A 24,520-nucleotide genomic window follows, 5' to 3' on the forward strand; every position below is an offset into this window, starting at 1 on the left:
CCTGATACATGCCGAAGATCATTATCTTGAACGTGGGTACGGAGCACGCACTCGGCGACCGTGCTTCGAGCACCCATCCGATCACGAGATCGGGGTGGCGCCATGCCTGGTTCGCTGAAGAGGGCGACATCCTGGTCAGCCCGGTCAGTGTCGACGAGGACTTCCTTCGGTACCTGGGCGGCGCGTTGGGGTTCGACGCCGCCACCGTCACGGTCCTCGGTCGGGACCGGATCGTCACCGATGAGTTGCTGCTGTCCGAGGAACTCCTCAAGGAATTGGCGGAGTTGGTCGGCGATGGCTCCTCATGGCAACTGATGCCGTGCTTCTGGACGGAAGGCGTAGCCGAACTGGCTGCCCTCATCGGTATCGAGTCCCGTGCAGGACTCGACTTCGCCGCACAGCGCGGTTCCGACTTCCTGAACCGGAAGACCCACTTCCGTCAGCTGGCGGCCGGCGCGGGCCTCCCGCTTCCCGACGGCTCAGTGGTACGGACACCGCAAGCGCTGGCCAGGGCCATCGAGAAGCACCTGCCGCGTACCGGAACAGTCATCGTGAAGCAGGACGACGGCGCGGGCGGCCTGGGGAACCTCACGCTCACCCGGGGCGAGGCGACCCCGCTGCCCGGCTCGCGCGAGACGCGGCACGTCGGCGAGGACATTCCCGCACTGGCAGCCGAGGTGTGGGAGTCACTGACAGACGGGTTGAGCCATGGGCTCGTCGTGGAGAGCTACCACACGGCCACGCACCAGTTCTATCTTGAGTACGTCATCGGCGGGGACGGCGTTCCCACGTTCCTGAACAGCGGCAGGATCAGGGTCCGTCCGGACAGCGACCCCACGTCGACGGAGCTCGTGTGGATCGGCCTGGACATCCCGGCCGAACTACCCCCGTACCTGTCGGCGAACGCACTGAACCTCTCCCTGCGGCTGGCCACCCTCGTGGCGGAGATCGGCTACCGGGGACACATCAATATCGACGCCATCGCCACCGACACCGGCGAGCTGCTCTTCAACGAGGTGAACGCACGGTGGGGCGGCGGCCTGGTCGCGCACAACATCTGCGAGCGGCTCATCGGCGAGCGGTACGCCGACACCCATGTGATCTCCACGCTGCGAGATGTGCCGCCGGCCTCGTTGAGCGATGTGCTGCGTGTCCTGGGCGAGCGAGATCTCCATTTCAGCCGCGCATCGCAGGAGGGCGTGCTCGTCCTGGCCTGCGATCCCTTGCTGACCAACAACATGGAGTGCCTGGTCGTCGGCGCGTCACGGGACCGCGTACGTGAGATAGAGGCGAAGCTGCGGGAGGCCATGGCATGAGACGTGCCCTGGCTCGCGGGACGGGGACTGACGTGGCGACTCCGCTGCGCCAACCTGCCTTCCGCCGGCTGATTCTGGGCCGCTTTCTCTCGCTCATCGGCGATGCTGTGATTCCCGCGGCCCTGGCCCTCGCGCTGCTCAGAGCCACCGGGTCCGTATCGGCTCTCGCTCTCGTACTTGCCTGCGCGATGGTGCCCAAAATTGTCCTGCTGCCGGTCGGTGGCGTCATCGCCGACCGCTTCAACGCCCGTACGGTAGCGATGGGAACGGATGTCATCCGCTGCGTGACGCAGCTCCTCGCCGGGGCCCAACTGCTGCGCAGCGAACCGTCGGTAGGGCTCATCGCGGTCTCCGAGGCCGTCGGCGGAGCCGCGTCCGCGTTCGCTGTCCCGGCCCTGTCTCCTCTGGTCAGCGGAACCATTGCGGCCGAGGAGAGGCAGCGGGCCAACTCCCTGCTCGGCACGGCGGGCAGCATCGCGCGGCTTGGCGGACCGGCTCTCGCCGGGCTGCTGATCTGGACTACCGGGCCCGGCTGGGCCTTCGTGCTCGATGCCGTGACCTTCGCCGCCAGTGCGGTGCTGCTCCTGTCGATCAGGGTGCAGCACGTGGCGCCGCCGAAGCGTTCGTTCCGAGCCGATCTGCTGGAAGGCTGGGCGGAGGTACGCAGTCGTGACTGGTACTGGACCAGCCTGATCGCGCACGGCCTGTGGAACTTCACGGCGGCGGTGTTCATGGTCCTCGGCCCCGCGATCGCAGTCCAGTCGCTGGGCGGAGAAGGTATCTGGGTCGCCGTGCTCCAGAGCGGATCGGTCGGTGTCCTGGCAGGTGCCCTGCTGGCCGGCCGAGTGCGGGTACGGCGCCCCGTGCTTGCGGGCAACCTGGCGGCGGCGCTCTACGCGCTCCCGCTGGCGATGCTAGCTGTCCCCGCGCCCGCGCCGGTGGTCATCGTGGCGTACGGCGTCGGGATGGCCGGGCTCGGATTTCTGGGCCCGGTGTGGGAGGCCATGGTGCAGAACACGGTGCCCGCGCATGCCCTGGCCCGGGTCGTTTCCTACGACTGGCTGATGTCGCTGGGAGCGATGCCCGTCGGCTACGTTCTCGCTCCGGTGGCCGCGCGGGCATGGGGGCCGGGGGTCACGCTGACCGTCTCCGCACTGCTGGTCGGCGGCGCCTGCGTCGGGACCGCGGCAGTGCCAGGAGTGCGGAGCTTCGTGGTGCCGGCGAACGACCGGGCCGGGGGATCGGTCCGCGATGAGCCCGTCGCGGTTGTCGCGTCCGCGCCGTCGGAAGCGACCTGATCGGGAACTCACCCACGCGCTGTGGCCGTACCGCCATGACGGTACGGCCACAGCGCGTTCGGGGTGCTGTCAGCCCTGGAGGCCGGGGAACAGCTCCGCAGTGGGTGAGGCGTTCTCGCGGCGGGCGACCCAGTCGGCGATGGTTTCCACGGCCTTGTCCACCGGTACGCCGTTGACCTGGCTGCCGTCGCGGAACCGGAAGGAGACCGCCCCCGCCTCCGTGTCCTTGGCGCCGGCGAGCAGCATGAACGGGACCTTCTGCGTGGTGTGGTTGCGGATCTTCTTCTGCATGCGGTCGTCCGAGACGTCCAGCTCGGCGCGCAGTCCCTTGAGCCGCAGAGCCTGTTCCACCTGACGCAGGTGCGGAATCTGCGCATCGGAGATCGGGATGCCGACCACCTGGACCGGCGACAGCCAGGCCGGGAACGCGCCCGCGTAGTGCTCGGTGAGTACGCCGAAGAACCGCTCCAGGGAGCCGAACAGCACGCGGTGGATCATCACCGGTCGCTGTCGCGTGCCGTCGGCAGCGGAGTACTCGAGGTCGAATGCCTTCGGCAGGTTGAAGTCCAGCTGGATGGTGGACATCTGCCAGGTGCGGCCGAGGGCGTCCCGGGCCTGCACGGAGATCTTCGGACCGTAGAAGGCGGCGCCGCCCGGGTCGGGAACCAGCTCCAGGCCGGACTCCTCGGCCGCGGTACGCAGAGCCGCTGTGGCCGTCTCCCAGATCTCGTCGGATCCGACGTACTTCTCGTCGTTACGGGTGGACAGCTCCAGGTAGAAGTCGTCCAGTCCGAAGTCGCGCAGCAGGTCGAGGACGAAGTTCAGGAGGGACTTGAGCTCGTCCTGGACCTGGTCGGCGGTGCAGAAGATGTGCGCGTCGTCCTGGGTGAGGCCGCGGACCCGGGTGAGTCCGTGGATCGTGCCGGACTTCTCGTAACGGTAGACGGAGCCGAACTCGAACATCCTGAGCGGCAGTTCACGGTAGGACCGACCGCGCGAGCGGAAGATCAAGTCGTGGAACGGGCAGTTCATCGGCTTGAGGTAGTAGTCCTGGCCGGGCTTGCGCACGTTGCCGTCCGCGTCGAGTTCCTCGTCGAGGTGCATGGACGGGTACATGCCGTCGCGGTACCAGTCGAGGTGCCCGGAGGTCTGGAACAGGTTGCCCTTGGCGATGTGGGGCGAGTTGACGAACGAGTACCCGGCCGCGATGTGCCGCTTCCTGGAGTAGTCCTCCATCTCCATCCGGATGATGCCGCCCTTGGGATGGAACACGGCCAGGCCGGAACCGATCTCGTCGGGGAAGGAGAAGAGGTCCAGTTCAGTCCCGAGCTTGCGGTGGTCGCGCCGCTCGGCCTCGGCGAGCAGTTCCAGGTGGGCGTCGAGGGCTTCCTGCGACTCCCAGGCGGTGCCGTAGACGCGCTGCAATTGCTGGTTGTTCTGGTCGCCCCGCCAGTAGGCGGCCGCGGTGCGCATCAGCTTGAACGCCGGGATGTGCTTCGTGGTCGGCGCGTGCGGACCACGGCACAGGTCGCCCCACACCGTCTCGCCGCTGCGCGGGTCGACGTTGTCGTAGATGGTCAGTTCACCGCCGCCGACCTCCATCACCTCGGCATCGTCGACGTCGCTCTTGATATCGACGAGCTCCAGCTTGAACGGCTCGGAGGCCAGCTCGGCCTTGGCGGCCTCCACCGAGTCCAGGACGCGGCGGGAGAATCGCTGCGACCCCTTGATGATCTGCTTCATGCGCTTCTCCAGCGCCACCAGATCCTCGGGGGTGAAGGGGCGGTCGACCTGGAAGTCGTAGTAGAAGCCGTCCTTGACCGGCGGGCCGATACCCAGCTTCGCCTCGGGGAATTCCTGCTGCACGGCCTGGGCCAGCACATGTGCGCAGGAGTGCCGGATGACCATGCGGCCGTCCGCACTGTCAGCGGTGACGAGGCCGACCTCCGTGTCGGCCTCCGGGGCCCACGAGAGATCACGCAACCGGCCCTGGTCGTCGCGTACGACGACGACTGCCTTCGCACCCTTCGGAAGGATTCCCGCGTCACGGAGCGCGGCACCGGCGGTAGTCCCGGCCGGCACCGTCACGCTGGACGGGATCACGGACTGGTCGGCACCTGGTTGCGACACGGAGAGCTCCTCAAGCGGAAATTGCTGTTCCTGGCGATGCTATCCGCGCCCGCAGATGGGAGAAACGGGAATGTTGCCCAGCCCACATCCCTCTGCTCGGGCACGAGTTAGGGTCACACCTCATACGTGTCTATGGTCCCTGACCAGGCATTTCCTCTTCCCGTTTCCTTGGCAGCGCTCGGAGGCCATCCCATGCCCGCACACGCCTCGCGCGGTTCCGCACAGCCCGACTCCACCCTGGCCGCTTTCGGCGTTTCCGGTTCCGGACAGGTGGATGCGGACGCCGTGTGGGCGGTGATCACTGGGTTGTACGCGGCGCACGGAGCGGGTGAACAGGGCCAGGTCGACGAACAGCTGGACCCGGCGGCGACGATGTGGCACTCGGAGTCGGAGACCATGTTGGCCGGCAAGCAGGACCTCGACCGGCTCCGCGCCGAGCGCGCCGACTCCCAGGGAGAGCCGGAGGTTTCCTCGTACGAGGCGTACGCCCCCGTGATCGACGTCTGCGGACACATGGCGCTCGTGCGCTACTGGCTCCGCGTTGACTATGCCCCTGCCGACGACGACACCCCGCTGCGGCCCGAACTCGTGCGCAACACGGCTGTACTGCGACGGAGCGCCACCGACTGGCGAATCGTGCACCTCCATGAGGAGGTGTGGGCGGCGGGCGGTGTGCCTGAGGAGGCGTGACAGGCCCTAGTGCTGTTCGGTGTCAGCTGGTTGTGGAAGAAGGGTGCGTAGGTTCTTGCCTGTGACTTCAAGTTGGCGGAGGCCCAGTGCTGGTGGTGCCCGATTGCCCGACGGGCGAGGTATTGCGCGAGCGGCTGGCCAAGGTGCTCACCGGCCGCAATGACGTAACGGTGGTCTGGCGCGCGGTGCACGACGAGGACGAGGCGGTGCGATGGGGCATGCGCGGCTCGCCGACCCTGCTGATCGACCGCGTCGACCCGTTCGTACGGGAGGGGGAGGAGGCGAGTGTCTCGTGCCGGCTGTATGACGGGAATCAGGGGCGGCCCAGAGCCTGATGGCTCCAGCCAGCGGCGCGCCAGTCATCCGGTGACTGTGACCCTGGCGCCGAGTTCGTGGAGCCGTTGGGCGACGGCGAGGGCGGGTGAGTCGCGGATGTCGTCGGTCCGAAACAGGGCTTGCGCACCCCAATTCGCTGCGGTAATCGGCCTCTTGTGGCACGCGAATGGCACGCGCCCAGAAATTGGTCTAGACAACAAATAACCCCAGGCCGCCGACCTGGGGTTTCTCTGTGGAGCGAGTGACGGGGGAATCGAACCCGCGCTCTAAGCTTGGGAATCAACGGGTGCTGCGGGGCGGGTGTGTTGTCTGACCTGCGAAAATGGGGGCTCCGATGGAGCTTGGGGCGGCCCGAGTTGCACCGTTGTTGACCGGGGTCTTCTGGTCTGGAGGGCAGGGCTGGGGCACGCGGTCGCCGAGGCGGTCTGTTGAGGTGCGATGACCTCTCGGAGCGGTTCCGTGGGATGCATGCGCTTGTGTGACAGGAGAGCCGCGTTGCGGAAGCAAGGGCGCTCGCGAACGGGCCGTTTTCCCTCGCGGCGTGGTCCTGTCCTGCCACGCTGGTCGTCGTGACGTATGTCGTGAGTGTGGAAACCCACATCCCGGAGGGCACTCCGGAGACGGACCCCCTCGTCCCGAGCGAAGCGCGGGTACGCCTCGTCCCTCATGGCACGTCATACGCCGGTGTCTGCCACTCGCCGAGGAAGTCGATCTCCGGGATCAGGCGGACTCCCGTGCGGTCCAGGGTGCGGCGGAGTACCACGCCTATGGCGTCGGCAAAGCCGCCCGCGGTCGCATCGCCTTCGGCGACCAGGGTGTACTGCTGTGACGAGATGCGTATGCCGTCCACGACCCGGCTGCCCAGGGCGAAGCCCGCGTCCTTGATCAGCCAGCTCGCGCTGATCCGGGTCGAGCCGTCGGAGAACTCGTTGACCGGGGCACGGCGTGTCCGCAGGCGCCGGGCCTGGGCCGGGGTGAGCTCAGGGCTGAGGAACACGCTGCCCGCCGATCGCCCGTCGGTTCCGGCACCCTCGATCACCATGCCCTTGCCCCGCCGCACGGTCAGTACCGCCTGAGCCGCCTCGGTCATCGGTACGCGGGTCCCGACCGGTACGCCGAGCTGGTCGGCCACCTGCCGGTAGGCGATCGGCGCGCTGAGCAGCGCGGGGCGCAGGGCGAACACCAGCGTCAGCAGGGTCCAGCGCCGCGATCCCTTGAAGGTGCTGGTGCGGTGGCCCAGGCCACAGGCCGCCGCGCTCATCCGCACCCGTCTACCCAGCGCCCAGTCCCAGGCCGTCACCTCGACCAGGGTGTCGGAGACCTCCTGACCGTACGCGCCGACGTTCTGTACCGGCGTGGCTCCGGCGGTGCCGGGGATCCCCACGAGCATCTCCATGCCGCTCAGCCCCTCGGCGATGGTCGCGGCGACCAGGCCGGACAGCGGGTGGCCCGCCTGCACCTCGGCCAGCACACGGCCGTGCGGTTCCCGGGCGAACCGCACACCCGTGGTGCGCAGTCGCAGCACGGGCGCCGCACAGCCCGCGTCGCTGAACAGCACATTGCTGCCGTCGCCCACGCAGACCGGGGTCCCGGAGTACTGGCGGGCCAGTTCCACGAAGTCCGGGAAGCACCGGCCTCGCGACCGGCCTTCCGTACGACTCCCCGGACGAACACCAAGGTGCCGTTCCCCGGTGCCCTTCCCACCCGCGACGAACGAAAGCGGTACGCGACATGAGCGTGACGAACCAGCGAGACGGCGCCGAGCGGCTGGCGCGGCTGCGGGCCGAACTCGACGGCATCGACGAGGAACTGCTCGAAGCGCTGCGGCGGCGCATCGACTGCTGTGTGCGCATCGCCCGGCACAAGTCGGAGTACGACGTCCCGATGATGCAGCCGGGACGCATAGATCTGGTCAAAGGCCGGGCCGCGCGCTTCGGCGAGACGCACGGCATCGACACGGGTTTCCTGGACGGCCTCTACGACCTCATCATCGGCGAGACCTGCCGGGTCGAGGACGCCGTGATGGGAAATGGCGCGACGCGATGAACACCTCACCGACGGGCGCGATCCCCGTCACCCTTCGTCGGCGTGAACCGGGGGAAGCATGATCAGCCGTTCACTGGCCCAGCGAGTCGTCCTGCAGCAGCCGGACTGGCCGGACGCGGAGGCCCTCGCCCAGGCGGAACGGGAGCTGGCCGACCTGCCGGCCCTCACCACGGGGGACGAGATCGTCGACCTCGCCCGGGGGATGGCACTGGTCGCGCAGGGCTCGGCGCTCGTCCTCCAGGGCGGCGACTGCGCCGAGCGCTTCGAAGACGCCGTACCCGAACGCGTCCGGCAGCGGGCCGACCACCTTCAGGGCCTCGCCGCGGGCATGCGTGCCGGGGCACGACTGCCCACCGTGGCCATCGGCAGGATGGCGGGCCAGTACGCCAAGCCACGCTCCTCTCCCTTCGAGAAGTCGGCGAAGGGAGAGCGCCTGCTGACCTACCGGGGCGACGCCGTGAACGACCCGGCCCCGGACCCGTGGCGGCGCGTCGCCGACCCGCGTCGGCTGATCACCGCCTACGAGTGTGCCGCGCTGACGCTCGGCGGACTCCGCAGGTCGTGGTCGGGCCGGCCGCTGACGGAACGGGTCTTCGCTTCGCACGAGCTGCTGCTCATGCCGTACGAGAGCCCCCTCGTTCGCGCGGGTGTCCGCGGCGACTACGCGGGCTCCACCCACTTCGGCTGGATCGGTGAGCGCACCCGCAACCTGGGCGGCGCACACCTTGAACTGGCCCGCACGGTGAACAATCCGATCGGCGTGAAGATCGGCCCCTCGATGGCACCGTCAGAGGCTGCCGAGCTGAGCAGGCTCCTGAACCCGGAGGGCATCGCAGGCCGGCTGACGTTCATCGTCCGCGCCGGTGCGCACGAGGTGGACCGTGTCCTGCCGCCCGTTGTCGAAGAGGTGGCGAGGTCCGGCACGCCGGTCGTCTGGATGTGCGATCCCATGCACGGCAACGGGCAGATCCGGTCCGGCGTCAAGACCAGAGCGGTCGCCGAGGTCCTTCAGGAGGTGACCTCCTTCGTGCGGGTGCTGCGGTCCCTGCGTCAGTGGCCCGCGGGCCTGCATCTCGAACTCACCCCCGACCCGGTGACCGAGTGCCTTCCCGCGCACGTGGACGACATGGACTTCACCGACTACCGCTCCAGCTGCGACCCCCGGCTGAATCCCGAGCAGTCGGCCGAGGTGATCTCCAGCTTTGTCGCCCTCTTGTAGCCGCGAAGCCCGCGTAACTCCTCGGTAGACCGATCCCCCGGAGACCGCCCCTCCCTGGACCGATCTTCCGGAGACCGACCGATCCTCGGCAGACGAAGAGATGCCGCGTCCGGCCCCCATGCGGACGCGGCATTTCCCTGTGCCCGTACGCGGACGAGGTCCGCCCCCGGAAGAGGTCCCGGGGGCGGACGGAGGAAGCGGCCGGACTGCGCGGGCGCTAGGAGACGAACACCTTCTCCGCGGGGCTCACCCTGGCCCGCCGCACTGCCTGGGCCAGTCCTGCCGTGATGAACGCCAGCGCGACCAGCAGGGCACTCACCCACAGCGGGGAGCGGTAGCCGAAGCCAGCTCCGATGGTGATGCCGCCGATGGAGGGGCCGAGGGCCGCTCCCACGTTGAGGGCCGCGGTCGCGAACGACCCGCCCAGGGAGGGGGCTTCGGTCGCCGCGTACAGCGCCTGGGTGATGAGGGTCGATCCGACGGCGAACGACAGCGTCCCCTGGACGAAGACGAGCAGGAACGCCGCCACCATGTTGCCCGCGGTGGCCGTGAACAGCGTCCAGCCGACGAGCAGGGCGAGACCCCCGGGAACGAGGAGCCGCATGGGCCGTGCGTCCGACATGCGGCCTCCGATGGTCACGCCCGCGAACGACCCGAGTCCGAAGAGCGCCAGCACGGCGGGCACCCAACTCTCGCTGAAACCACTGATGTTGGTGACAACGGGAGCCAGGTAGGTGAACGTGCAGAACGTCGCGGCGTTCACCAGGGCGCCCAGGGTCAGCGTGACGAGCAGCCGCGGGCTGCGCAGGGACCGCAGTTCGCGGCGCGCGCTGGGCGCGAGCTCGTCCGGTGCGGACGACACCGCTGGCGCGGGCCCCGGCACCGATCGTACGATCGCGAAGATGACGGGTACGCAGACGAGGGCCACGGCCCAGAACGCGGAGCGCCAGCCCCACAGTTGACCCAGCACGGCGCCTGCGGGCACCCCGGCGACACAGGCGATGGTGACACCGCTGAGGAGCACGGAGATGGCCCGTCCCTTGGCGTTGGGCTCGACCATGCTGGTCGCCGTCGCGAGACCGACGGCGAGGAATCCGGCGTTGGCCAGCGCTCCGACGCCACGGCTCACGAGCAGAACGTCGAAGTTGGTGGTGATCGCTCCGACGACATGGACGACCATGAAGGCGATCAGGAAGGCGAGCAGGGCCCGTCGCCTGGACCACCGCAGGCTGAGGATCGCCATCAGTGGCGCTCCGACGATCATTCCCACGGCGAAGGCCGAGGTCAGGGCTCCGGTGGCCGGGATGGACACATTCAGATCACTGGCGCTGTCCGGCACCAGGCCGGACAGCATGAACTCGGATGTCCCCTGGGCGAAGACCGCAAGTCCGAGCATGTAGATAGCGATTGGCACGACAAAACTCCACAACCACGTCGCGGTTGGATGACGAGGACGCGGCAGGCCGCGACGGCACCGCGACGGCACCGCGACGGCGCGGCGCGAGGAGCAGCCGACCAGGGCGGGCGCGCGGGGGACAACCGCGTGAAGGAACCCGGGCACGGCTTCGCGACCGTCACCACGAAGTGGCGACAGCGAAGCGGAATCCGGGGAAAGGACAGCCCGTACGACGGTGATCAGGTGGCGGGTGCGACGAATTCGAGCACGGCCTCAGCGGAGGCGGGGCTTCAGCACGGCACAACAAGAGGCCACCGGACGACCGGTGGCTAGCGTCTTGACGCCTCGGGACTGGACATGGTCCACACCTTAGTAAGGCGGGGGCGCCGGCGTCCACCGGGTTTGTGGCGACGGGGAGTTGGGTGGCGTTGCCCGTGTGCAACTCCTCGGCTGTGATGCACCCTGGTGCCGCAGATGTGCTGAACGCCCGGATGCTCGACGGGTTGGACTGTCCGGTCGAGGGCGCGCCGTGCCTCTCCGCGGAGGTCGGCCTCTGCCGCCTGACGGGGTGAGTCCGGCGGCAGAGGCCCGCGACGGTGCCCTACTTCCGGACGCTGATGCCTCCACCCAGTGATCCGGCGGCGATGAGGGCGATGCCCGCTTCCTCGTGGCCGGTCAGGGAGAGGACCACACCGGTGGTGCAGAACGCGGCGGACAGCCCGACCGTGGCCCAGCCGAGGGCGTTCTGTGCGTGCGGCAGCACGCGGTGAATGGTTGAAGGGACCGTGGACCGGCGGGGAGTTAGCCGCGCAAGTCCGCTGGCCGTGTCCGGTGGCGCCCCCGGACACGGAGGAGACTGCACCGTCCGAGGCCGGCCGGGGCGCCAAACTCCGTGGCCTACAGACCCGTTACCGCCTCTCCGACGACGGCACCCACTACATCCTCACCGGAAAGAAGTCGTTCGTCTCACTCGCGGGCGCCGCCGACTACTACGTCGTCGCGGCCGTCGCCGCGGACGGTACCGAGGACACCGCCGAGGTCTCGCACTTCGTCGTCGCCGCCGACGACCCCGGCGTCAGCTTCGGCACCGTCCACCACATGTCCGCGATGTACGGCACCAGCACCGCCGCCATGACCCTGGACGAGGTCCCGGTGCCGCGCTCCCGCCTCTACCTGGGCGTCGAGGGCATGTCCCTGTTCAAGGTCGTACGCGAACCGCACTGGATGATCGCGGGCTACACCGGCGCCTACCTCGGCATCGCCGAAGCCCTCTTCCGGCACACCGTCGACCACGTCACGGCGTCCCCTGCCCGCGCCGAATCGCCCGTTGTGCAGCAGGAGTTGGGCCGGATGTCCGCCCGGCTGCGGGCCGCTCGCGCCCTGGTCCACGAGGCCGGTGACCTCGTCGCCACCCAACGCGGCAGCCTGGAGGCCAACGCCATGGTGCACGCCGCCAAGTACGTCATGGGCGAGGTCGGCCCGCAGCTCGCCCAGGACGCGCTGCGGCTGTGCGGCTCGGCTGCCGTCAGCCGCAGCCACCCCCTGGAGCGGCTGATCCGCGAGGCGTCCTTCGCTCACGTGATGCCGGCCAAACCGCAGGACTGCCTGGAGTACCTGGGCAAGGCCGCCGTCGGCGTCAACCTCTACGACGCCCGGGCCTTCGCATGGTGATCCCGGTCCAGGATGAACACGCAGTCACTCGCGACGCCTTTCTGGCCCTGATGGGCTCGCACCCCAGCGGCGTCGCCGTTATCACCACCGCCGACGCGCAGGGCACGCCGTACGGCTTCACCTGCACCGCCCTGTGCTCGCTCTCCCTCGATCCGCCGCAGCTCCTGGTGTCGGCGGCCAACACCGGCAGCACCTTGCCGGTGCTCGCCGCCCGCGGTGCCTTCACCGTCAACCTCCTGCACGGCGCCGGGCGGCGCGCTGCCGAGGCGTTCGCCGGGCCGGCCGCCGAACGCTTCGGCACCGTCCCCTGGCGGCCCGCACCCGTCACCAGCCTTCCCATGCTGACGCAGGACGCCCACGCCACCGCCGAGTGCCGCGTGACCCGCCTCATCCCGGCCGACGACCACACCATCGTCATCGGCGAGGTGCTGCACACCGAGACCCACACACCGGCGACCGACGCGGCGCCGCTCCTGTACGGCATGCGCCGCTACGCCACCTGGCCGACCGCCTGACCCGGACCGGCCCAGGGCCGCACACACCCACCCATCCCACGTAAGGAACCCCCATGTACCGCACCCTGATGAAGTCGAAGATCCACCGCGCCACCGTCACCCAGGCCGACCTGCACTACGTCGGCTCGCTGACCATCGACTCCGACCTGATGAAGGCCGCGGACCTGCTGCCCGGCGAGAAGGCCGACATCGTCGACATCGAGAACGGTTCCCGGCTGTCCACCTACGTCATCGAGGGCCCGGCCGGCTCCGGCGTCATCGGCATCAACGGCGCCGCTGCCCGCCTCATCAGCCCCGGAGACCGCGTCATCGTCATCGCGTACGCCGCCATGACGGACGAGGAGACCGCCTGCTTTGTCCCGCACGTCGTCTTCGTCGACGAGCACAACGCGGTCACCGACCTCGGTGGCGACCCGGCCGCGGTGCCCGAAGGCTCGGGCCTCAAGCGCGGCGACCTCGTCGCCAACTGACCGTCCTCACAAGCCAGTTCAGGGAGACGCTATGACGACCTCCGTGGTCAGCGGCGGCACCCGCGGCATCGGACGGGGACTGAGCCTGCGGCTCGCCGCCCTCGGCCACCAGGTGATCGCCCTCTACCGCGGCGACGACCTCGCCGCAGAGCAGACCGAGAAGGCCGGCGAGGGCCTGATCACGGCACTGCGCTGCGACCTCACCCGGCCCGACGAGATCCACGCGGTCTGCGCCCGGATCGCCAGTGAGCACGGCGCACCCGCCGTGCTCGTCAACAACGCCGGCGTCAACCGCGACCGGCCCTTCCTGTCCATGACCGCCGAGGACTGGGACACGGTCCTGGCCACCAACCTCTCCGGTCCCTTCCACCTCAGCCAAGCCCTGGCGCCCGCGATGGTCGAAGCCGGCGGCGGCAGCATCGTCAACATCGCCTCCACCACGGCGATCCGCCCCCGGAACAACGGCGCCAACTACTGCTCCAGCAAGGCGGGCCTGCTCCAGCTCACCAAGTGCCTGGCCCTCGAACTGGCCCCGCACATCAGGGTGAACGCCCTGCTGCCCGGCTTCACCGACACCGACGAGGTCACCGACCGCTACCGCCTGGACGACCCGGAGCGGCTGGCCACCGTCCTGGATGCCATCCCCGCCCGCAGGCTCGGCACGACAGACGACATGGCCGATGCCCTGGAATACCTGGTGACCACGCGCAGCAGCTACCTCACCGGGCAGCAACTCATCGTCGACGGCGGCCACTTCATGGGGTGACAACCCCACCATCACTCCGCACGCCCCGACACACCCCACACTCTCAGGAGAAAAAGCGCATGCGACTGACCCGGCAACAGGTCGACCAGTACCACGACCAGGGATTCCTGATGCTGGAAGCCCTACTTGATCCCCGGGAAGTGGACACGCTGCGGGCGGCCCTGGACCGCGACACCAAGGTCCCCGGCCCGCAGCTGGTGACCGAGGACGGCGGACCGGAGATACGCGCGGTCTACTCTTCGCACCAACGCCAGCCCGAGTACGCCGGCCTGATCCGCGATCCACGCGTCCTGCCGCCCGTCCAGCAACTGCTCACCGACGACGTCTACATCTACCAGTTCAAGATCAACGCCAAGCCGGCCTTCGGCGGCGACAAATGGGCCTGGCACCAGGACTACCTCGCCTGGCGCCTCGCCGATGGACTCCCCGCACCCCGCCAGGTCAGCATCGGGGTCTTCCTCGACGACGTCACCGAATTCAACGGCCCCGTCATCTTCCTGCCCGGCTCGCACCGTGGCGGACTCGTCCGCGAGGGCCGCTCGGCCACCGCCAGGTCCGATCAGCATCTCGATCCCGACGACATCTCGCTGACCCCGCAGCAGCTCGCCGAACTCGTCGACCGGCACGGCATGACCAGCCCCAAGGGCCCGGCCGGCTCCGTCGTGCTGTTCTCGCCGGAGATCGTGCACGGTTCGGCACCCAACATGTCGCCGTTCGCCCGTCGGCTGCTGATCGCCACCTACAACGACACCGCCAACCTGCCGCGGCCCGCGGGCGCACCTCGCCCGGACTACGTCGTATGCCGCGACACCGAGCCGCTGCGCCCGCTGGCCGCACCTTTTTCCGAGACGCTCGCGCTGCGTACGGTGACGTCATGACACCCCGCACCGGACGCGCCGTCGTCCTGGAGGAGTTCAACTCCCCGCTGCGGCTGCGGGAGTTCCCACTGCCACAGGCCCCCGACGGCGGCATGATCGTCGCCTGCGGCTACGGCGGCATCTGCGGCACCGACCTGCACCTGCACCGGGGGCACCTGGACATCCCTGTCCCGCTCGTCCTCGGCCACGAAGGCCTCGGTGTTGTACGGGAGTTGGGTGTCGGCACCCACCGCGATGCCACCGGAGCTCCGCTCGCGGCCGGCGACAGGGTGATGTGGGCCTCCTCCATCGGCTGCGGCGTCTGCCCGCCCTGTCGGCTGCACCGCGAGCCGACCCTGTGCGAGCAGCGCCGTACCTATGGCGTCAACCGCGCCCTCGCCGACGGACCGGAACTGTCCGGTGCCTGGGCCGACCACATCGTGCTGCAGCCCGGCACCACCGTCATCAAGGTCCCCGACGGCACCGACCCGCTCGCCGCCATGTCGCTGGCATGCGCCGGGCCCACCGTGGCGCACGCCCTGTACGAGCGGCGGCCGGTGCGTCTCGGCGAGACCGTGGTGGTGCAGGGGAGCGGCCCGGTCGGCCTTGCGGCGGCCGCGTTCGCGCAACTGGCAGGCGCCGCCAAGGTCATCGTCGTCGGCGGCCCGGCCGGTCGTCTCGACCGGGCAGCCGCGGCCGGCATCGGCGACGTCCACCTGAACATCGCCGACGCCGCCGACCCCGATGAGGTCCTGCGCGAGGTACGGGCCGCCACCGGCGGGGACGGCGCCGACCTGGTGATCGAGTGCGCCGGGGTGCCGGCCGCGGTCGGACAGGGACTCACTCTCGCCCGCCGGGGCGGCAGCTACCTGATCATCGGCCAGTACACGGACGCCGGGGACACGCTGATCAACCCGCACCAGATCGTCCACCGGCAGCTCGACGTCGTCGGCTCCTGGGCCTTCACCGGTGCCCATCTCGTCGAATACGTCCGCCTGTTGCCGGCCCTCACCGCCCGTTTTGACCTGGCGAGCCTGGTGACACCGTTCCCGCTGGAGCAGCACGCCGCCGCGCTCAGCGCGGTCGCCGACGGTTCGGTGATGAAGGCGGTGCTCACCTCCTGACACCCCACCCCACAGTGCTCGCCTCCTGACGCACCGATCCCCGCGATGCGCCGGTGACGGTGAAGGTGACGGCCCGACAGCAGCCCACCGGCGTGATCGGGCCGTCACCGCTGCCCGCGTGCCGTCCGCACGCGGGGCGCCAACTCACCCGACCAGCGCCCCGAGCGCCTCTTGCGTCGCCCGGTCGTCGGGAAGATAGGCAAGCAGATGGTGGCCCGGCTCGTCGACGGCGGCGAGCTTGACGTACCGCAGACGCAGATCACCGGCCACCGGATGACGGAAGTGACGTACGGCGGGATGGAACGCCGAGGTCTCCCGGCGGTCGTACCAGCGCGCCGCGTCCGGGTCGGCAAGCAGTTCCGCGGTGATCTCGGCATACCGGCCGTCCTGCGGATGCCGGGCCGCCTTCGCCCGGAACTGGCCCAGCAGACTCCGTGCCTCCGGCTCCCAACTGGCCAGCAGGGTACGGGCGGGCGGCCAGCGGAACACCAGCCACAGCAGGTTGCGCTGCCTGGGCGCCAGCCGCGCCAGATCGGTGAGCAGTGCCGTGTAGCCCGAGTTCCAGGCCAGCAGGTCCCAGTGCGGGTCGAGCACCACGGCCGGGTTCGGCGCCAGCGACTCCACCAGGGACAGCAGGTTGCGCGACACCCACCCCGGCGGCTGCTCGGCCGGCGCGGCGTGCTCCACGAACGACATCACATGCGCGGTCTCGTCCGCGTCGAGGTGCAGCGCCCGTGCCACCGACCGCAGCACCTGCTCCGACGTACGCACCCGACCCTGCTCCAGCCACGCGTACCAGGAACTGCTGATCCCGGCCAGTGCCGCGACCTCCCCGCGCCGCAGCCCCGGGGTACGGCGCCGTGGCGAACCGGGCAGCCCCACATCGGCGGGCGCCAGCCGCTCACGGCGAGAGCGCAGAAACGCGCCCAATTCGCGGTCCGGGCCGTTGACTCCGCCGCCGTTCATACTCCCTCCCCCTTGCACTGCAGACCTGCCCCCGGGGGGCTGCGCAACACGCCCTCAGGGTGTGAGCAAGGGTAATCGGCTGGGGGGCCACCTTGATCGCCAGCGGTGGTGAGCTGGAGCTGCCGGTCCGAAAGCACCGGCAGGCACGCCACAAGGAGCCCCATGGACACCACCGACTCAGCACGCACCACCCCCGCACCCCCCGCACCCCCTGCGGGCCCAGCTGCCCCCTCGCTTCCCGCCGCCTCGCTGCGGCTGCTGCGCGCCGCTGGATTCGTCAGCAACTTCGACCGCTTCTGCATCACCCCGATGCTGCTGCTCATCGCCGCCCAGCTCGGCGTCTCGCTGCCCACGGTGATGCTCGCGGCCAGCGGCTACTTCCTCGCCTACGGTCTGATGCAGCCGGTCTGGGGCCTGGCCAGCGACCGACTTGGCCGGGTGCGCGTGATGCGGATCTCACTGGCCGGCGCCGCCGTCGCCGCACTCTGCTCGGTGATCGCGCCCGACGCGACGGTGCTGATCGTGGCGCGCGCCGCAGCCGGCGCGTTCTTCGCCGCGTCCATCGCCGCTTCCATCACGTACATCGGGGACACCGTGCCCGCCGCAGTCCGCCAACGCCCGCTCAGCGAACTGATGACCGCGTTCGCCCTGGGCACCGCCGTGGCCACGGTCGTTGCCGGCGCACTGGCGCACTACGTCAGCTGGCGGCTGGTCTTCGCCCTGCCCGGCGTGATCGCCACCTACCTGGCCCTCGCCCTGCGCCGCCTGCCGGAGCCGCCGCGCGCAGCGCCCGGTGCGCTGCTCGCCCCGTTCAAGGTCGTCCTGCGGTCGCGCTGGCAGTGGTACGTCATGGCCGTCGCCATGCTCGAAGGCGCCGTCCTGCTCGGCTTCTTGACGTATATCGCGCCGGCCCTTGAGGCCCGGGGCGCCTCGGCGACCCTGGCCGGTGCGGTGTCCGCGCTGTACGGCGTGGGCTCCATGGCCGCGGCCCAGACGGTCAAGCGGCTGGTCGGACGCTGGACACCGGTGCGGCTGATCGTGGTCGGCGGGGTGCAGATGGCCCTGGCCTTCAGCCTTGCCGCAGCCAGCCGATCGGTGCCCGCACTGGTGGTGTGCACGCTGCTGCTCGGCGGCGGCTGGTCGTTCATGCACTCCACGATCCAGTCCTGGGCCACCGGCCTGTCCCCGGCGGCCCGCGCCACCGGCGTCGCGATGTTCGGCCTGGCCCTCTACGTCGGCAGCGCCCTGGCCAGCGCCATCGCCGCCGGGCCTGCCGAACACCACGCGTACGGGGGCCTGTTCCTGACGGCCGCGATCCTTACCATCCCGCTGACGATCGCAGCGGCTGTGGGCCGCGCCCGTTACCGGAGTTGACCTGCCTGCGTCTCGGTCACACCCGGGTGTCGGGAACGGAAGGCCGACGACGGCGAGCGAAGGCGGCCCGCCGGACCAGGGAGTTCGTGGTCCTGCAGGCTGCGACCGCGTGGTCGACGCCTGACCGTTGCATCGGCCGCCGTGATCGGGCCGGGGCCCGGGACCGTGGTGGCCAACCGGTAGGGCCGCCCTGGCATCGGCCCTGGCCCGGGTCGCAGTGGCGCTCGGCGCTGAGATGGGTGCGATCGGTGCGAGAACTCTGCTTGTTCCTGGGGGTGAATGGCGGTCTGGCCGGCCCGGCCCTGGCGTTCCTCGTCGGGCCCCACAGACCTTGCGCTCTGAGCGCACCGGCCACCGCAGCAGTCGAAGGAGACCTTGGAACGATTCCGTCAGGTTGCGGCCGGCACTCGGCGGCGGATCACCGAGAAGGCGGCTCGACGGTCCGTGCTGGGCCTCGGTCGCTGATGACTGGGGTGGTCCGTCGGATACCGGGAGCGTCCAGACAGCATCGGGAGGCCCCTTCACGAAGGCGCCTCCCGACCAGTTCAGCGCATTCCCGGCAGGGGGCCGAACCATGATGGATCGTCCATCGCGCCTTCGTCCTCATGCCACTGTGGAGGCGCCGAAACGACGAAGCTCCTCAGGTCACCACCCAGCACGAACAGCCGCCCGGGCTTGACTTCCACCCCGTAGTCGAGGCCGACCTTCCCGCATTCCTCGTCGTCGGCCCGGCGGATGACCAAGCCGTCGTAGTTGGGACGGAGAAGCATGAGGTCGACGTTGGCGAAGTAGATTTCGATGCGGGTCTCCGGTGGCCGGTCCCGGCTACTGCGGAGGAGCAGGCGGCGATGACCGACGGCGTATTGCCAGACCTTGAAGTACCTGTCCGATCGGAACATCTCGGATCCGGTGAAGTCCGGCGTCACCTCACCCATTCAGGCGCCCCAATTCGGTTCGGATATGTCCACCACTTTGCCCTCTTTGCTGTAGAACGTAATATTGCGCCATTCGAAGTTCTCCAGCTGTGTCTGGAGGCCGATCTGACCCATTTCCCACTGAGTGGCCGCCCGGCGACACCAAGTCGGCGGCGGGCAGGCGGACGATCGTCCTGCCGGGCTTCCTCTACAAGGAGGTTGACAGGCACCTGCGGTGGTTCGCCGAGCCGGGTGAGAACGGCCTGCTGTTCGTCGGAGAGAAGGGTGCCCCCTTCCGCCGTACGACCTTCGGCCGCAAGTGGCGCAAGGCCCGTGAGCGGGTCGGCCTGCCGGACAACTTCCGGTTCTACGACCTCCGCCACACGGGCCACACCCTCTCTACCCGCTCCGGCGCGACCCTGAAGGACACGATGGTCCGTGCCGGCCAGTCCTCGGAGAAGGCGGCCATGGGGTACCAGCACTCGCCGGTGGACCGCCAGATGGAGGTCGCCGATGGCATCGACGGCCTGGTCCGTGCCCAACGGGCCAAGGTCGGCGAGAAGCGAGCCGCCCGCGAGGCGTAGAACGGGACGCGCAGGGCGGGAGCGCTCGGTATGGGGTGCTCCCACCCGGTTCACCCCGGAGGTCGACGCAGCCAGACGACGAGAATGGCCAGCGCGTCGTTGAGATCGGCGTGGGTCTGCAGGTCGCGGTGTTCGGAGTGGACCTGAGCGCTCGCAAGCTCTGCCTGATCGAGTTCTGCCTCGCCGGTGTCCCAGACCGTGATCGAGCAGAGGTTGGCCCCGGTCTCCAGGGCCAACCAGCTGCTGGCCTTGCTGCGGCCGTCGGTCGGTGACCTGCCAAGGGTGTAAACGGGCGGAATTGCATTGGACACATCATTGAGCGGGCAGAGCAAAGTCGTCTGAGCAGCATCCGCACCGCCCCGCGACGCGCGGGGAGTTCAGTTCTCGAAGTGCTCCAATTTCCGCAGCATATGGGTCGGGGTTCGTGCCAGCAGGTATTCGACGACGGCCCAGGGCACGCGGGGCACTGTCGCATGGACGGCACCGGCCTCGACGCGGTCCATGATCTTGCGGGCGCCGGTGCGGGTATCGATGAGGAACGGCCGCTTGTCGCCCAGGGAGTCGTTGATCGGGGTGTCGATGTAGCCCGGGGCGATCGTGGTCACGGTGATACCGCTTTTCCACAACTCGCCACGGAGCGACTGAAGGTACCTCGCGAGCCCCGCCTTGGAGGCGCTGTACGGCGACCCGCCTGGCACACCGCAGACCGCCGCGACTGAGGTGACGCCCACCACCTGCCCGGCGCCCTGACGGCGGAAGTGCGTAACGGCCGCGTCGATGGTCGCCATCGCGCCCAGCAGGTTGACGTCGACCACCGCGCGGTGCGCATCGAAGCGGCCCTCGCCGATGTTGCCCCAGGTGTCGGCCCCGGCGTTGGCGATGACCAGTCCCAGCCTGCCGAATCGCCAGGTCGCGTCGTCGACCGCCCGCGTCACCGCCTCGTAGTCGGTAACGTCGAGGGCGGCCACGGTCACCGAACGCCGGGGGAATGCGGCGGTGAGCTGCGCCTGCAGTTCCTCCAGAGCATCGATCCTGCGTGCGGTGAGGCACACGTCGTAGTCGCGGGCGCACAACTCGGCTGCCAGCGCCTTGCCGATCCCCGAACTGGCACCGGTCAGGAACGCGGTCCTCGCGGGCAGCGGAGGCCGGCCCGGGTCGACGAAGGGCAGCTTCCCGAGCAGTCGGCGGGCCGTCGGCAGTTCGTCACCGCTCATCGGTCACCGTTCCTGCGGTCCGCGAGCGCGTTCACCGTGCGTCCGTCTGGGGTGCGCCTGTGGCACAGCTGCCCATGGATCGCTGTCATGAGCCGTCCTTGGTAGGGGTGTTGAGGAAGTGGGCCCGACGGGCCGCCGTCATCATGGCCGCGCATCCACAGTGATGTCAACGTTGGTGACACCGTCGTTGGTCGACATGTGCACCAGTGTTGACACCGTTGGTATTCCACTCTCAGAATGAGGGCGCCGAAGCTCGGCGTGTCCGTGTGATGAAGGGGCTCAGTGATGCGAAATGTTGCGGGTGGGTGGCTGCTGGGGGCTGCCGCGGCGGGTGCCGGGGCGGTGTGGCTGTGGCGCCATCAGGGCGCGGTGATGACCCGTCGCCCGGTCAACGAGTGGACGTTCACCCACATGAACCTCCTCATGCCCACCGAAGACGTCCGGCGCGGCGAGGAGGTCTTCCCGCTGTCGAGGCGGCCGGGGCACCTGCCGGTGACCTACGTCTTCGAGGGACGGGAGCGGAGCCTTGCGGAACTGCACGCGCGGACGAACACCACGTCCTTCGTCGTGCTGCACGGCGGCGAGATCGTCCACGAGTCCTACCCGGGACGCTTCGCCGGCGACGACGTGCGGTTCCAGATGTTCTCGGTCACCAAATCGGTGACGTCAATGCTGATCGGTATCGCTTTGGACGAGGGGGCGATCAAGGAGGTGACCGAGCCAGCGACGGCGTACTGCGGCGGGCTGGTGGGCTCCGCGTTCGACGGGGTGACCATCGAGCAACTGCTCGACATGAGCAGCGGGGTCGGTGACCTGGAGATCTATACCGTCCGGGACAGCCTGATCAACCGGTTCGAGCAGGCCGCTACGGGTGGCGGCTCGCTGCACGACGTCATCACCGCGGCCGAGCGCTCGACGGAGGCCGGCACCCAGTTCAACTACTCGACGATCGACACCCAGGTCCTGGGATGGGTACTGGAGGCCGCCACCGGCCGCTCCCTCGCGCAGTACGCCACGGAACGCCTCTGGAGCCGCATCGGCGCCGAACACGACGCGTACTACTGGCTCACTCGCAAACATCCGCGCACCGCCATCGGCGGCGGCTCGCTCAACGCCACCGCCCGCGACATGGCCCGGCTGGGGCTGCTCATGTCCCGTGGCGGAGAGCTGAACGGGCAGCGCATCGTGCCCGAGGAGTGGGTGGCGCGCAGCCGGGGTCGGGGGGTGCCGCACCTGGACGTCGGGGCGCTGGGCCCCAGCAGCTACCCGCATTACGGGTACAGCAACCAGTGGTGGACACTCGGCGGCGAGCGGCGTCCGTTCACCGCGGTGGGCATCCACGGCCAGTACCTGTACGTGGACCCGGAAGCCGACGTGGTGATCGTCAAGACCAGCGCCTGGCCGACGGCGGACGACGCCTCGCGTGACGCGGAGTCCGTCACGGCGCTGCGGGCGGTGGCCGACCATCTGCAGGAGATCCACCGTTGACAACGCCGTCGATAAGATGACGGCCATGACAAGCGCGAAGACCGACTCGACGGGGGCCACTCCCGCGCGGCGGAAGCGGCGTCCGGCATCCTTCCTCACCCCGGATCTGATCCTGGATACCGCCATGACCGTGATCGAGACGGATGGTCCGGAGGCGCTCACCTTCCGTCGGCTGGGCGCTGATCTGGGTGCCGACCACACCGCCGTCCTGCGGCACTTCGGCAGCAAGGACGATCTGCTGCTCGGCCTTGCCGCCCGGCTGGTCAAGGACGCCCTGCACGACTTCGCGCCGTCCGAGAGCTGGCGCGAGACCCTCGCGTCGCTCGCCCGCCGTATCCGTACCGCATGCCTGCGGCACCCCGGTGTGGCCGTCCTGGTCGCGGCCCGCACCTCGCGTCGAGACCCGGAGTTCCATGGTGCCGACGTGGTCATCGGCGCCTTGTTCGAGGCCGGCCTCCGTGGACGCGAAGCGGCCTCGTACTACCGGGTCCTGGCCGATACCGCACTGGCTGCCGGCGCGTACGAGGCGTCCTTCAACGTGCTGGACAAGGGCGCCCAGGAAGGGGACCGGCTGGCCTGGCACCGCGAGTACCTGGCGGCCTCGCCGCAGCGGTACCCAAACCTGGCGCAGGTGGCCCCCTATCTCGCGGACATCGACGAGGAAGACCAGTTCGAGACCGCGATCGGCCTGTTCCTCGACGCCGTGGAACTCCGCGCGCAGCGCGCCCGCGAACGCGAAGACGAACACGCGGAGGACTGACGCCTGGGGCACTCGCGAGGCGGTCATCCTGTTGACAGCGGGAGATCCTCCACCTATATCACCAATGTTGACAACCTTGTTGCGCTCCCCACCGCGGCGTAACTCCCTCTGCGAGGTCGCCGATGTCAGATCCTCTTGAGCTGCCGGATCCCCTTGGGAGGAAGGCGGCCACGCCCGGCACGGGCGCCTCGATGGGGGCCCGGATGCTCACCGCGCTCATCGCGGGTGTCACCGTGGGAAACATCGGCGGCAATCTGCTGCCGGTGCTACTGACCGACTACAGCTCCCGCCTTCGCTTGTCCCACACGGTCGCGGGGATCCTGGCAGCAGCCCAACTGCTGGCCACGGCTGCCGTGGCCCTGGTCCTGGCCCGGCGAGCCGCGCGTCCGGGGCGGGTGCGCACGGCGCGCATCGGATGCCTCATCGCGGGCGCGGGATTCGCCGGTGCCGGGCTGGCGCAGGCTCCCGCGCAGCTGGCCATCGCGCACGTGGTCGCCGGGGCAGGGCTGGGAGCGGTGTTTGCGGCTTCCAGCGCGGGGCTGGCGTCGACCGACGACGCCGACCGCGCCTCGACGCTCTCCGTCTTCGGCAGCACGGTCGTCACCGCGGTACTCCTGCTCGTGGTTCCCGCAGTGAACGACATCGGAGGCGGTGGGGCCGGTTTCGCCGTGGTCGCCGCGGGCTGCGGGGCAGCGTACGTCCTGGTCGGCGGTCTGCCGGACGGCTGCGAGGCGCACGGTGCCGAGCTCGGCGGCGCGAAGCCGGGGCCCGGCTCCGCGCCAGGGCCCGTACTGCTCGGCGCGGTGGCACTTCTTGCCGCGACGGACCAGGGGGCATGGTCGTACGCGGCGGTGCTCGGTGAGGAGCACGTCCACCTGTCGTCCTCGGCAGTCTCCTCAGTACTCGCCGTCGCCGGGATCGGCGCGCTCGCCGGAATCACGGCCGCTTCCCTCACCGCTCGCCGCTTCGGGCGGGCACCCGCCCTGCTTGGGTGCGTGCTGCTCGAAGCGGTGGCCAAGTGGGCGATCGCCTGGGGGGATTCGGCCGCCACGTACACCGTGGCCACGGTGCTGTGGCAAGCCTGCTATCTGGCCGTGCTGGTGCTGCTGATCTCAGTCATGGCGGAGATCGACCCCGGAGGTCGCTGGGTCGCCGCCGGCAGCGGCGCCGTGGCCGTTGGCACGGCACTAGGCCCGCCAGCGGTCGGTGCGGTGCTGGACGCCACCAGCGCCCCTGCACTGGGCGTCGTCCTCGCGCTCGCCACCTGCATCGCGGTCGGGCCATTGCTCCGCGTGACCAGTTCCGGCGCCATGATGCCTGCACCCATGCCCCCACCACCTGTGGCTGGCACCGCCCCGCCGCCCGAGCCCCGCGGCCCTCAGTGAC

General features: G+C 69.6%; 24 protein-coding genes and 1 pseudogene. 17 read left to right on the forward strand and 8 right to left on the reverse strand.

Annotation, left to right across the window (positions count from 1 at the left end; all coding sequences use genetic code 11):
* Positions 1-8: 8 nt before the first annotated feature.
* Both ACIBK6_RS06255 and ACIBK6_RS06260 read left to right on the forward strand, forming a co-directional pair.
* Complete coding sequence (locus ACIBK6_RS06255) at positions 9-1,316, forward strand: peptide ligase PGM1-related protein (RefSeq protein WP_399049201.1); 1,308 nt, start codon at positions 9-11, stop codon at positions 1,314-1,316.
* A 32-nt stretch (positions 1,317-1,348) separates the two neighbouring features.
* Positions 1,349-2,614, forward strand: coding sequence for an MFS transporter (locus ACIBK6_RS06260; protein ID WP_399049203.1), 1,266 nt, complete (start codon positions 1,349-1,351; stop codon positions 2,612-2,614).
* Between the two features lie 69 nt (positions 2,615-2,683).
* On the opposite strand, the gene thrS is transcribed toward ACIBK6_RS06260, so the two are convergent.
* Positions 2,684-4,744 carry a threonine--tRNA ligase gene (thrS, locus tag ACIBK6_RS06265; protein WP_399049204.1) on the reverse strand — a complete coding sequence of 687 codons (2,061 nt, stop codon included), beginning with the start codon at positions 4,742-4,744 and terminating at the stop codon, positions 2,684-2,686.
* 192 nt (positions 4,745-4,936) lie between these two features.
* Between thrS and ACIBK6_RS06270 the strand changes: the two genes are divergently transcribed.
* A complete protein-coding gene (locus tag ACIBK6_RS06270; protein ID WP_399049205.1) occupies positions 4,937-5,434 on the forward strand; it encodes a nuclear transport factor 2 family protein in 498 nt (165 codons plus the stop codon).
* An 86-nt stretch (positions 5,435-5,520) separates the two neighbouring features.
* Positions 5,521-5,769 carry a hypothetical protein gene (locus tag ACIBK6_RS06275; RefSeq protein ID WP_399049207.1) on the forward strand — a complete coding sequence of 83 codons (249 nt, stop codon included), beginning with the start codon at positions 5,521-5,523 and terminating at the stop codon, positions 5,767-5,769.
* A 665-nt stretch (positions 5,770-6,434) separates the two neighbouring features.
* Here the strand turns inward: ACIBK6_RS06275 and ACIBK6_RS06280 are convergent.
* Positions 6,435-7,385 (reverse strand): UDP-N-acetylmuramate dehydrogenase, encoded by a 951-nt coding sequence (locus tag ACIBK6_RS06280; RefSeq protein ID WP_399049208.1) that lies wholly within the window; start codon positions 7,383-7,385, stop codon positions 6,435-6,437.
* Positions 7,386-7,501: 116 nt separating this feature from the next.
* Between ACIBK6_RS06280 and ACIBK6_RS06285 the strand changes: the two genes are divergently transcribed.
* Positions 7,502-7,816, forward strand: coding sequence for a chorismate mutase family protein (locus tag ACIBK6_RS06285; protein WP_399049209.1), 315 nt, complete (start codon positions 7,502-7,504; stop codon positions 7,814-7,816).
* 58 nt (positions 7,817-7,874) lie between these two features.
* Entirely contained in the window at positions 7,875-9,035 is a 1,161-nt protein-coding gene (locus ACIBK6_RS06290) for a 3-deoxy-7-phosphoheptulonate synthase (protein WP_399049211.1), read from the forward strand.
* Between the two features lie 217 nt (positions 9,036-9,252).
* Here ACIBK6_RS06290 and ACIBK6_RS06295 read toward each other — a convergent pair whose 3' ends face one another.
* Complete coding sequence (locus ACIBK6_RS06295) at positions 9,253-10,449, reverse strand: Cmx/CmrA family chloramphenicol efflux MFS transporter (protein ID WP_399049213.1); 1,197 nt, start codon at positions 10,447-10,449, stop codon at positions 9,253-9,255.
* Between the two features lie 583 nt (positions 10,450-11,032).
* Complete coding sequence (locus ACIBK6_RS06300; RefSeq protein WP_399049215.1) at positions 11,033-11,194, reverse strand: hypothetical protein; 162 nt, start codon at positions 11,192-11,194, stop codon at positions 11,033-11,035.
* Between the two features lie 68 nt (positions 11,195-11,262).
* Here ACIBK6_RS06300 and ACIBK6_RS06305 point away from each other — a divergent pair, with 68 nt between their 5' ends.
* Genes ACIBK6_RS06305 through ACIBK6_RS06330 form a run of 6 tightly spaced genes read left to right on the forward strand, consistent with a single transcriptional unit; the run spans position 11,263 to position 15,834 of the window.
* Complete coding sequence (locus tag ACIBK6_RS06305; RefSeq protein WP_399049217.1) at positions 11,263-12,102, forward strand: acyl-CoA dehydrogenase; 840 nt, start codon at positions 11,263-11,265, stop codon at positions 12,100-12,102.
* On the forward strand, positions 12,096-12,617 hold the full coding sequence (locus ACIBK6_RS06310; RefSeq protein WP_399049219.1) for a flavin reductase family protein: 522 nt from the start codon (positions 12,096-12,098) through the stop codon (positions 12,615-12,617). Before ACIBK6_RS06305 ends, ACIBK6_RS06310 begins: the two co-directional genes overlap by 7 nt.
* Positions 12,618-12,670: 53 nt before the next feature.
* Positions 12,671-13,087, forward strand: coding sequence for an aspartate 1-decarboxylase (gene panD / locus ACIBK6_RS06315; protein ID WP_399049221.1), 417 nt, complete (start codon positions 12,671-12,673; stop codon positions 13,085-13,087).
* Positions 13,088-13,118: 31 nt separating this feature from the next.
* Positions 13,119-13,853 carry an SDR family NAD(P)-dependent oxidoreductase gene (locus tag ACIBK6_RS06320; RefSeq protein ID WP_399049222.1) on the forward strand — a complete coding sequence of 245 codons (735 nt, stop codon included), beginning with the start codon at positions 13,119-13,121 and terminating at the stop codon, positions 13,851-13,853.
* A gap of 59 nt (positions 13,854-13,912) precedes the next feature.
* Positions 13,913-14,731: a phytanoyl-CoA dioxygenase family protein gene (locus tag ACIBK6_RS06325; protein WP_399049224.1), complete on the forward strand. Its 819-nt coding sequence runs from the start codon at positions 13,913-13,915 to the stop codon at positions 14,729-14,731.
* Positions 14,728-15,834, forward strand: a complete 1,107-nt coding sequence (locus ACIBK6_RS06330; RefSeq protein WP_399049226.1) for a zinc-binding dehydrogenase — start codon at positions 14,728-14,730, stop codon at positions 15,832-15,834. The genes ACIBK6_RS06325 and ACIBK6_RS06330 overlap by 4 nt, the downstream gene beginning before the upstream one ends.
* Before the next feature lie 144 nt (positions 15,835-15,978).
* On the opposite strand, the gene ACIBK6_RS06335 is transcribed toward ACIBK6_RS06330, so the two are convergent.
* Complete coding sequence (locus tag ACIBK6_RS06335) at positions 15,979-16,800, reverse strand: helix-turn-helix domain-containing protein (protein ID WP_399049227.1); 822 nt, start codon at positions 16,798-16,800, stop codon at positions 15,979-15,981.
* Positions 16,801-16,962: 162 nt separating this feature from the next.
* Here ACIBK6_RS06335 and ACIBK6_RS06340 point away from each other — a divergent pair, with 162 nt between their 5' ends.
* A complete protein-coding gene (locus ACIBK6_RS06340) occupies positions 16,963-18,174 on the forward strand; it encodes an MFS transporter (protein WP_399049228.1) in 1,212 nt (403 codons plus the stop codon).
* 545 nt (positions 18,175-18,719) lie between these two features.
* On the opposite strand, the gene ACIBK6_RS06345 is transcribed toward ACIBK6_RS06340, so the two are convergent.
* A complete protein-coding gene (locus ACIBK6_RS06345) occupies positions 18,720-19,109 on the reverse strand; it encodes a hypothetical protein (RefSeq protein WP_399049229.1) in 390 nt (129 codons plus the stop codon).
* Between the two features lie 131 nt (positions 19,110-19,240).
* On the opposite strand from ACIBK6_RS06345, the pseudogene ACIBK6_RS06350 reads away from it, so the two are divergent.
* Positions 19,241-19,672, forward strand: a pseudogene (locus ACIBK6_RS06350) (site-specific integrase); the annotation flags it as partial.
* 50 nt (positions 19,673-19,722) lie between these two features.
* Here the strand turns inward: ACIBK6_RS06350 and ACIBK6_RS06355 are convergent.
* Together ACIBK6_RS06355 and ACIBK6_RS06360 are read right to left on the reverse strand one after the other, a co-directional pair.
* Complete coding sequence (locus ACIBK6_RS06355) at positions 19,723-19,983, reverse strand: hypothetical protein (protein WP_399049230.1); 261 nt, start codon at positions 19,981-19,983, stop codon at positions 19,723-19,725.
* Positions 19,984-20,049: 66 nt separating this feature from the next.
* Entirely contained in the window at positions 20,050-20,886 is an 837-nt protein-coding gene (locus tag ACIBK6_RS06360) for an SDR family NAD(P)-dependent oxidoreductase (protein ID WP_399049231.1), read from the reverse strand.
* A gap of 285 nt (positions 20,887-21,171) precedes the next feature.
* On the opposite strand from ACIBK6_RS06360, the gene ACIBK6_RS06365 reads away from it, so the two are divergent.
* The 3 genes from ACIBK6_RS06365 to ACIBK6_RS06375 all read left to right on the forward strand — a co-directional run bounded on the left by ACIBK6_RS06365 (position 21,172) and on the right by ACIBK6_RS06375 (position 24,519).
* Positions 21,172-22,374 (forward strand): serine hydrolase domain-containing protein, encoded by a 1,203-nt coding sequence (locus ACIBK6_RS06365; RefSeq protein WP_399049232.1) that lies wholly within the window; start codon positions 21,172-21,174, stop codon positions 22,372-22,374.
* Between the two features lie 25 nt (positions 22,375-22,399).
* Entirely contained in the window at positions 22,400-23,134 is a 735-nt protein-coding gene (locus ACIBK6_RS06370; protein ID WP_399049233.1) for a TetR/AcrR family transcriptional regulator, read from the forward strand.
* A 122-nt stretch (positions 23,135-23,256) separates the two neighbouring features.
* Positions 23,257-24,519 carry an MFS transporter gene (locus ACIBK6_RS06375; RefSeq protein WP_399049234.1) on the forward strand — a complete coding sequence of 421 codons (1,263 nt, stop codon included), beginning with the start codon at positions 23,257-23,259 and terminating at the stop codon, positions 24,517-24,519.
* The last annotated feature ends 1 nt before the right edge of the window (position 24,520 follow it).

The organism is Streptomyces sp. NPDC050485 (genome assembly GCF_044458185.1).
Taxonomy (GTDB): Bacteria; Actinomycetota; Actinomycetes; order Streptomycetales; family Streptomycetaceae; genus Streptomyces.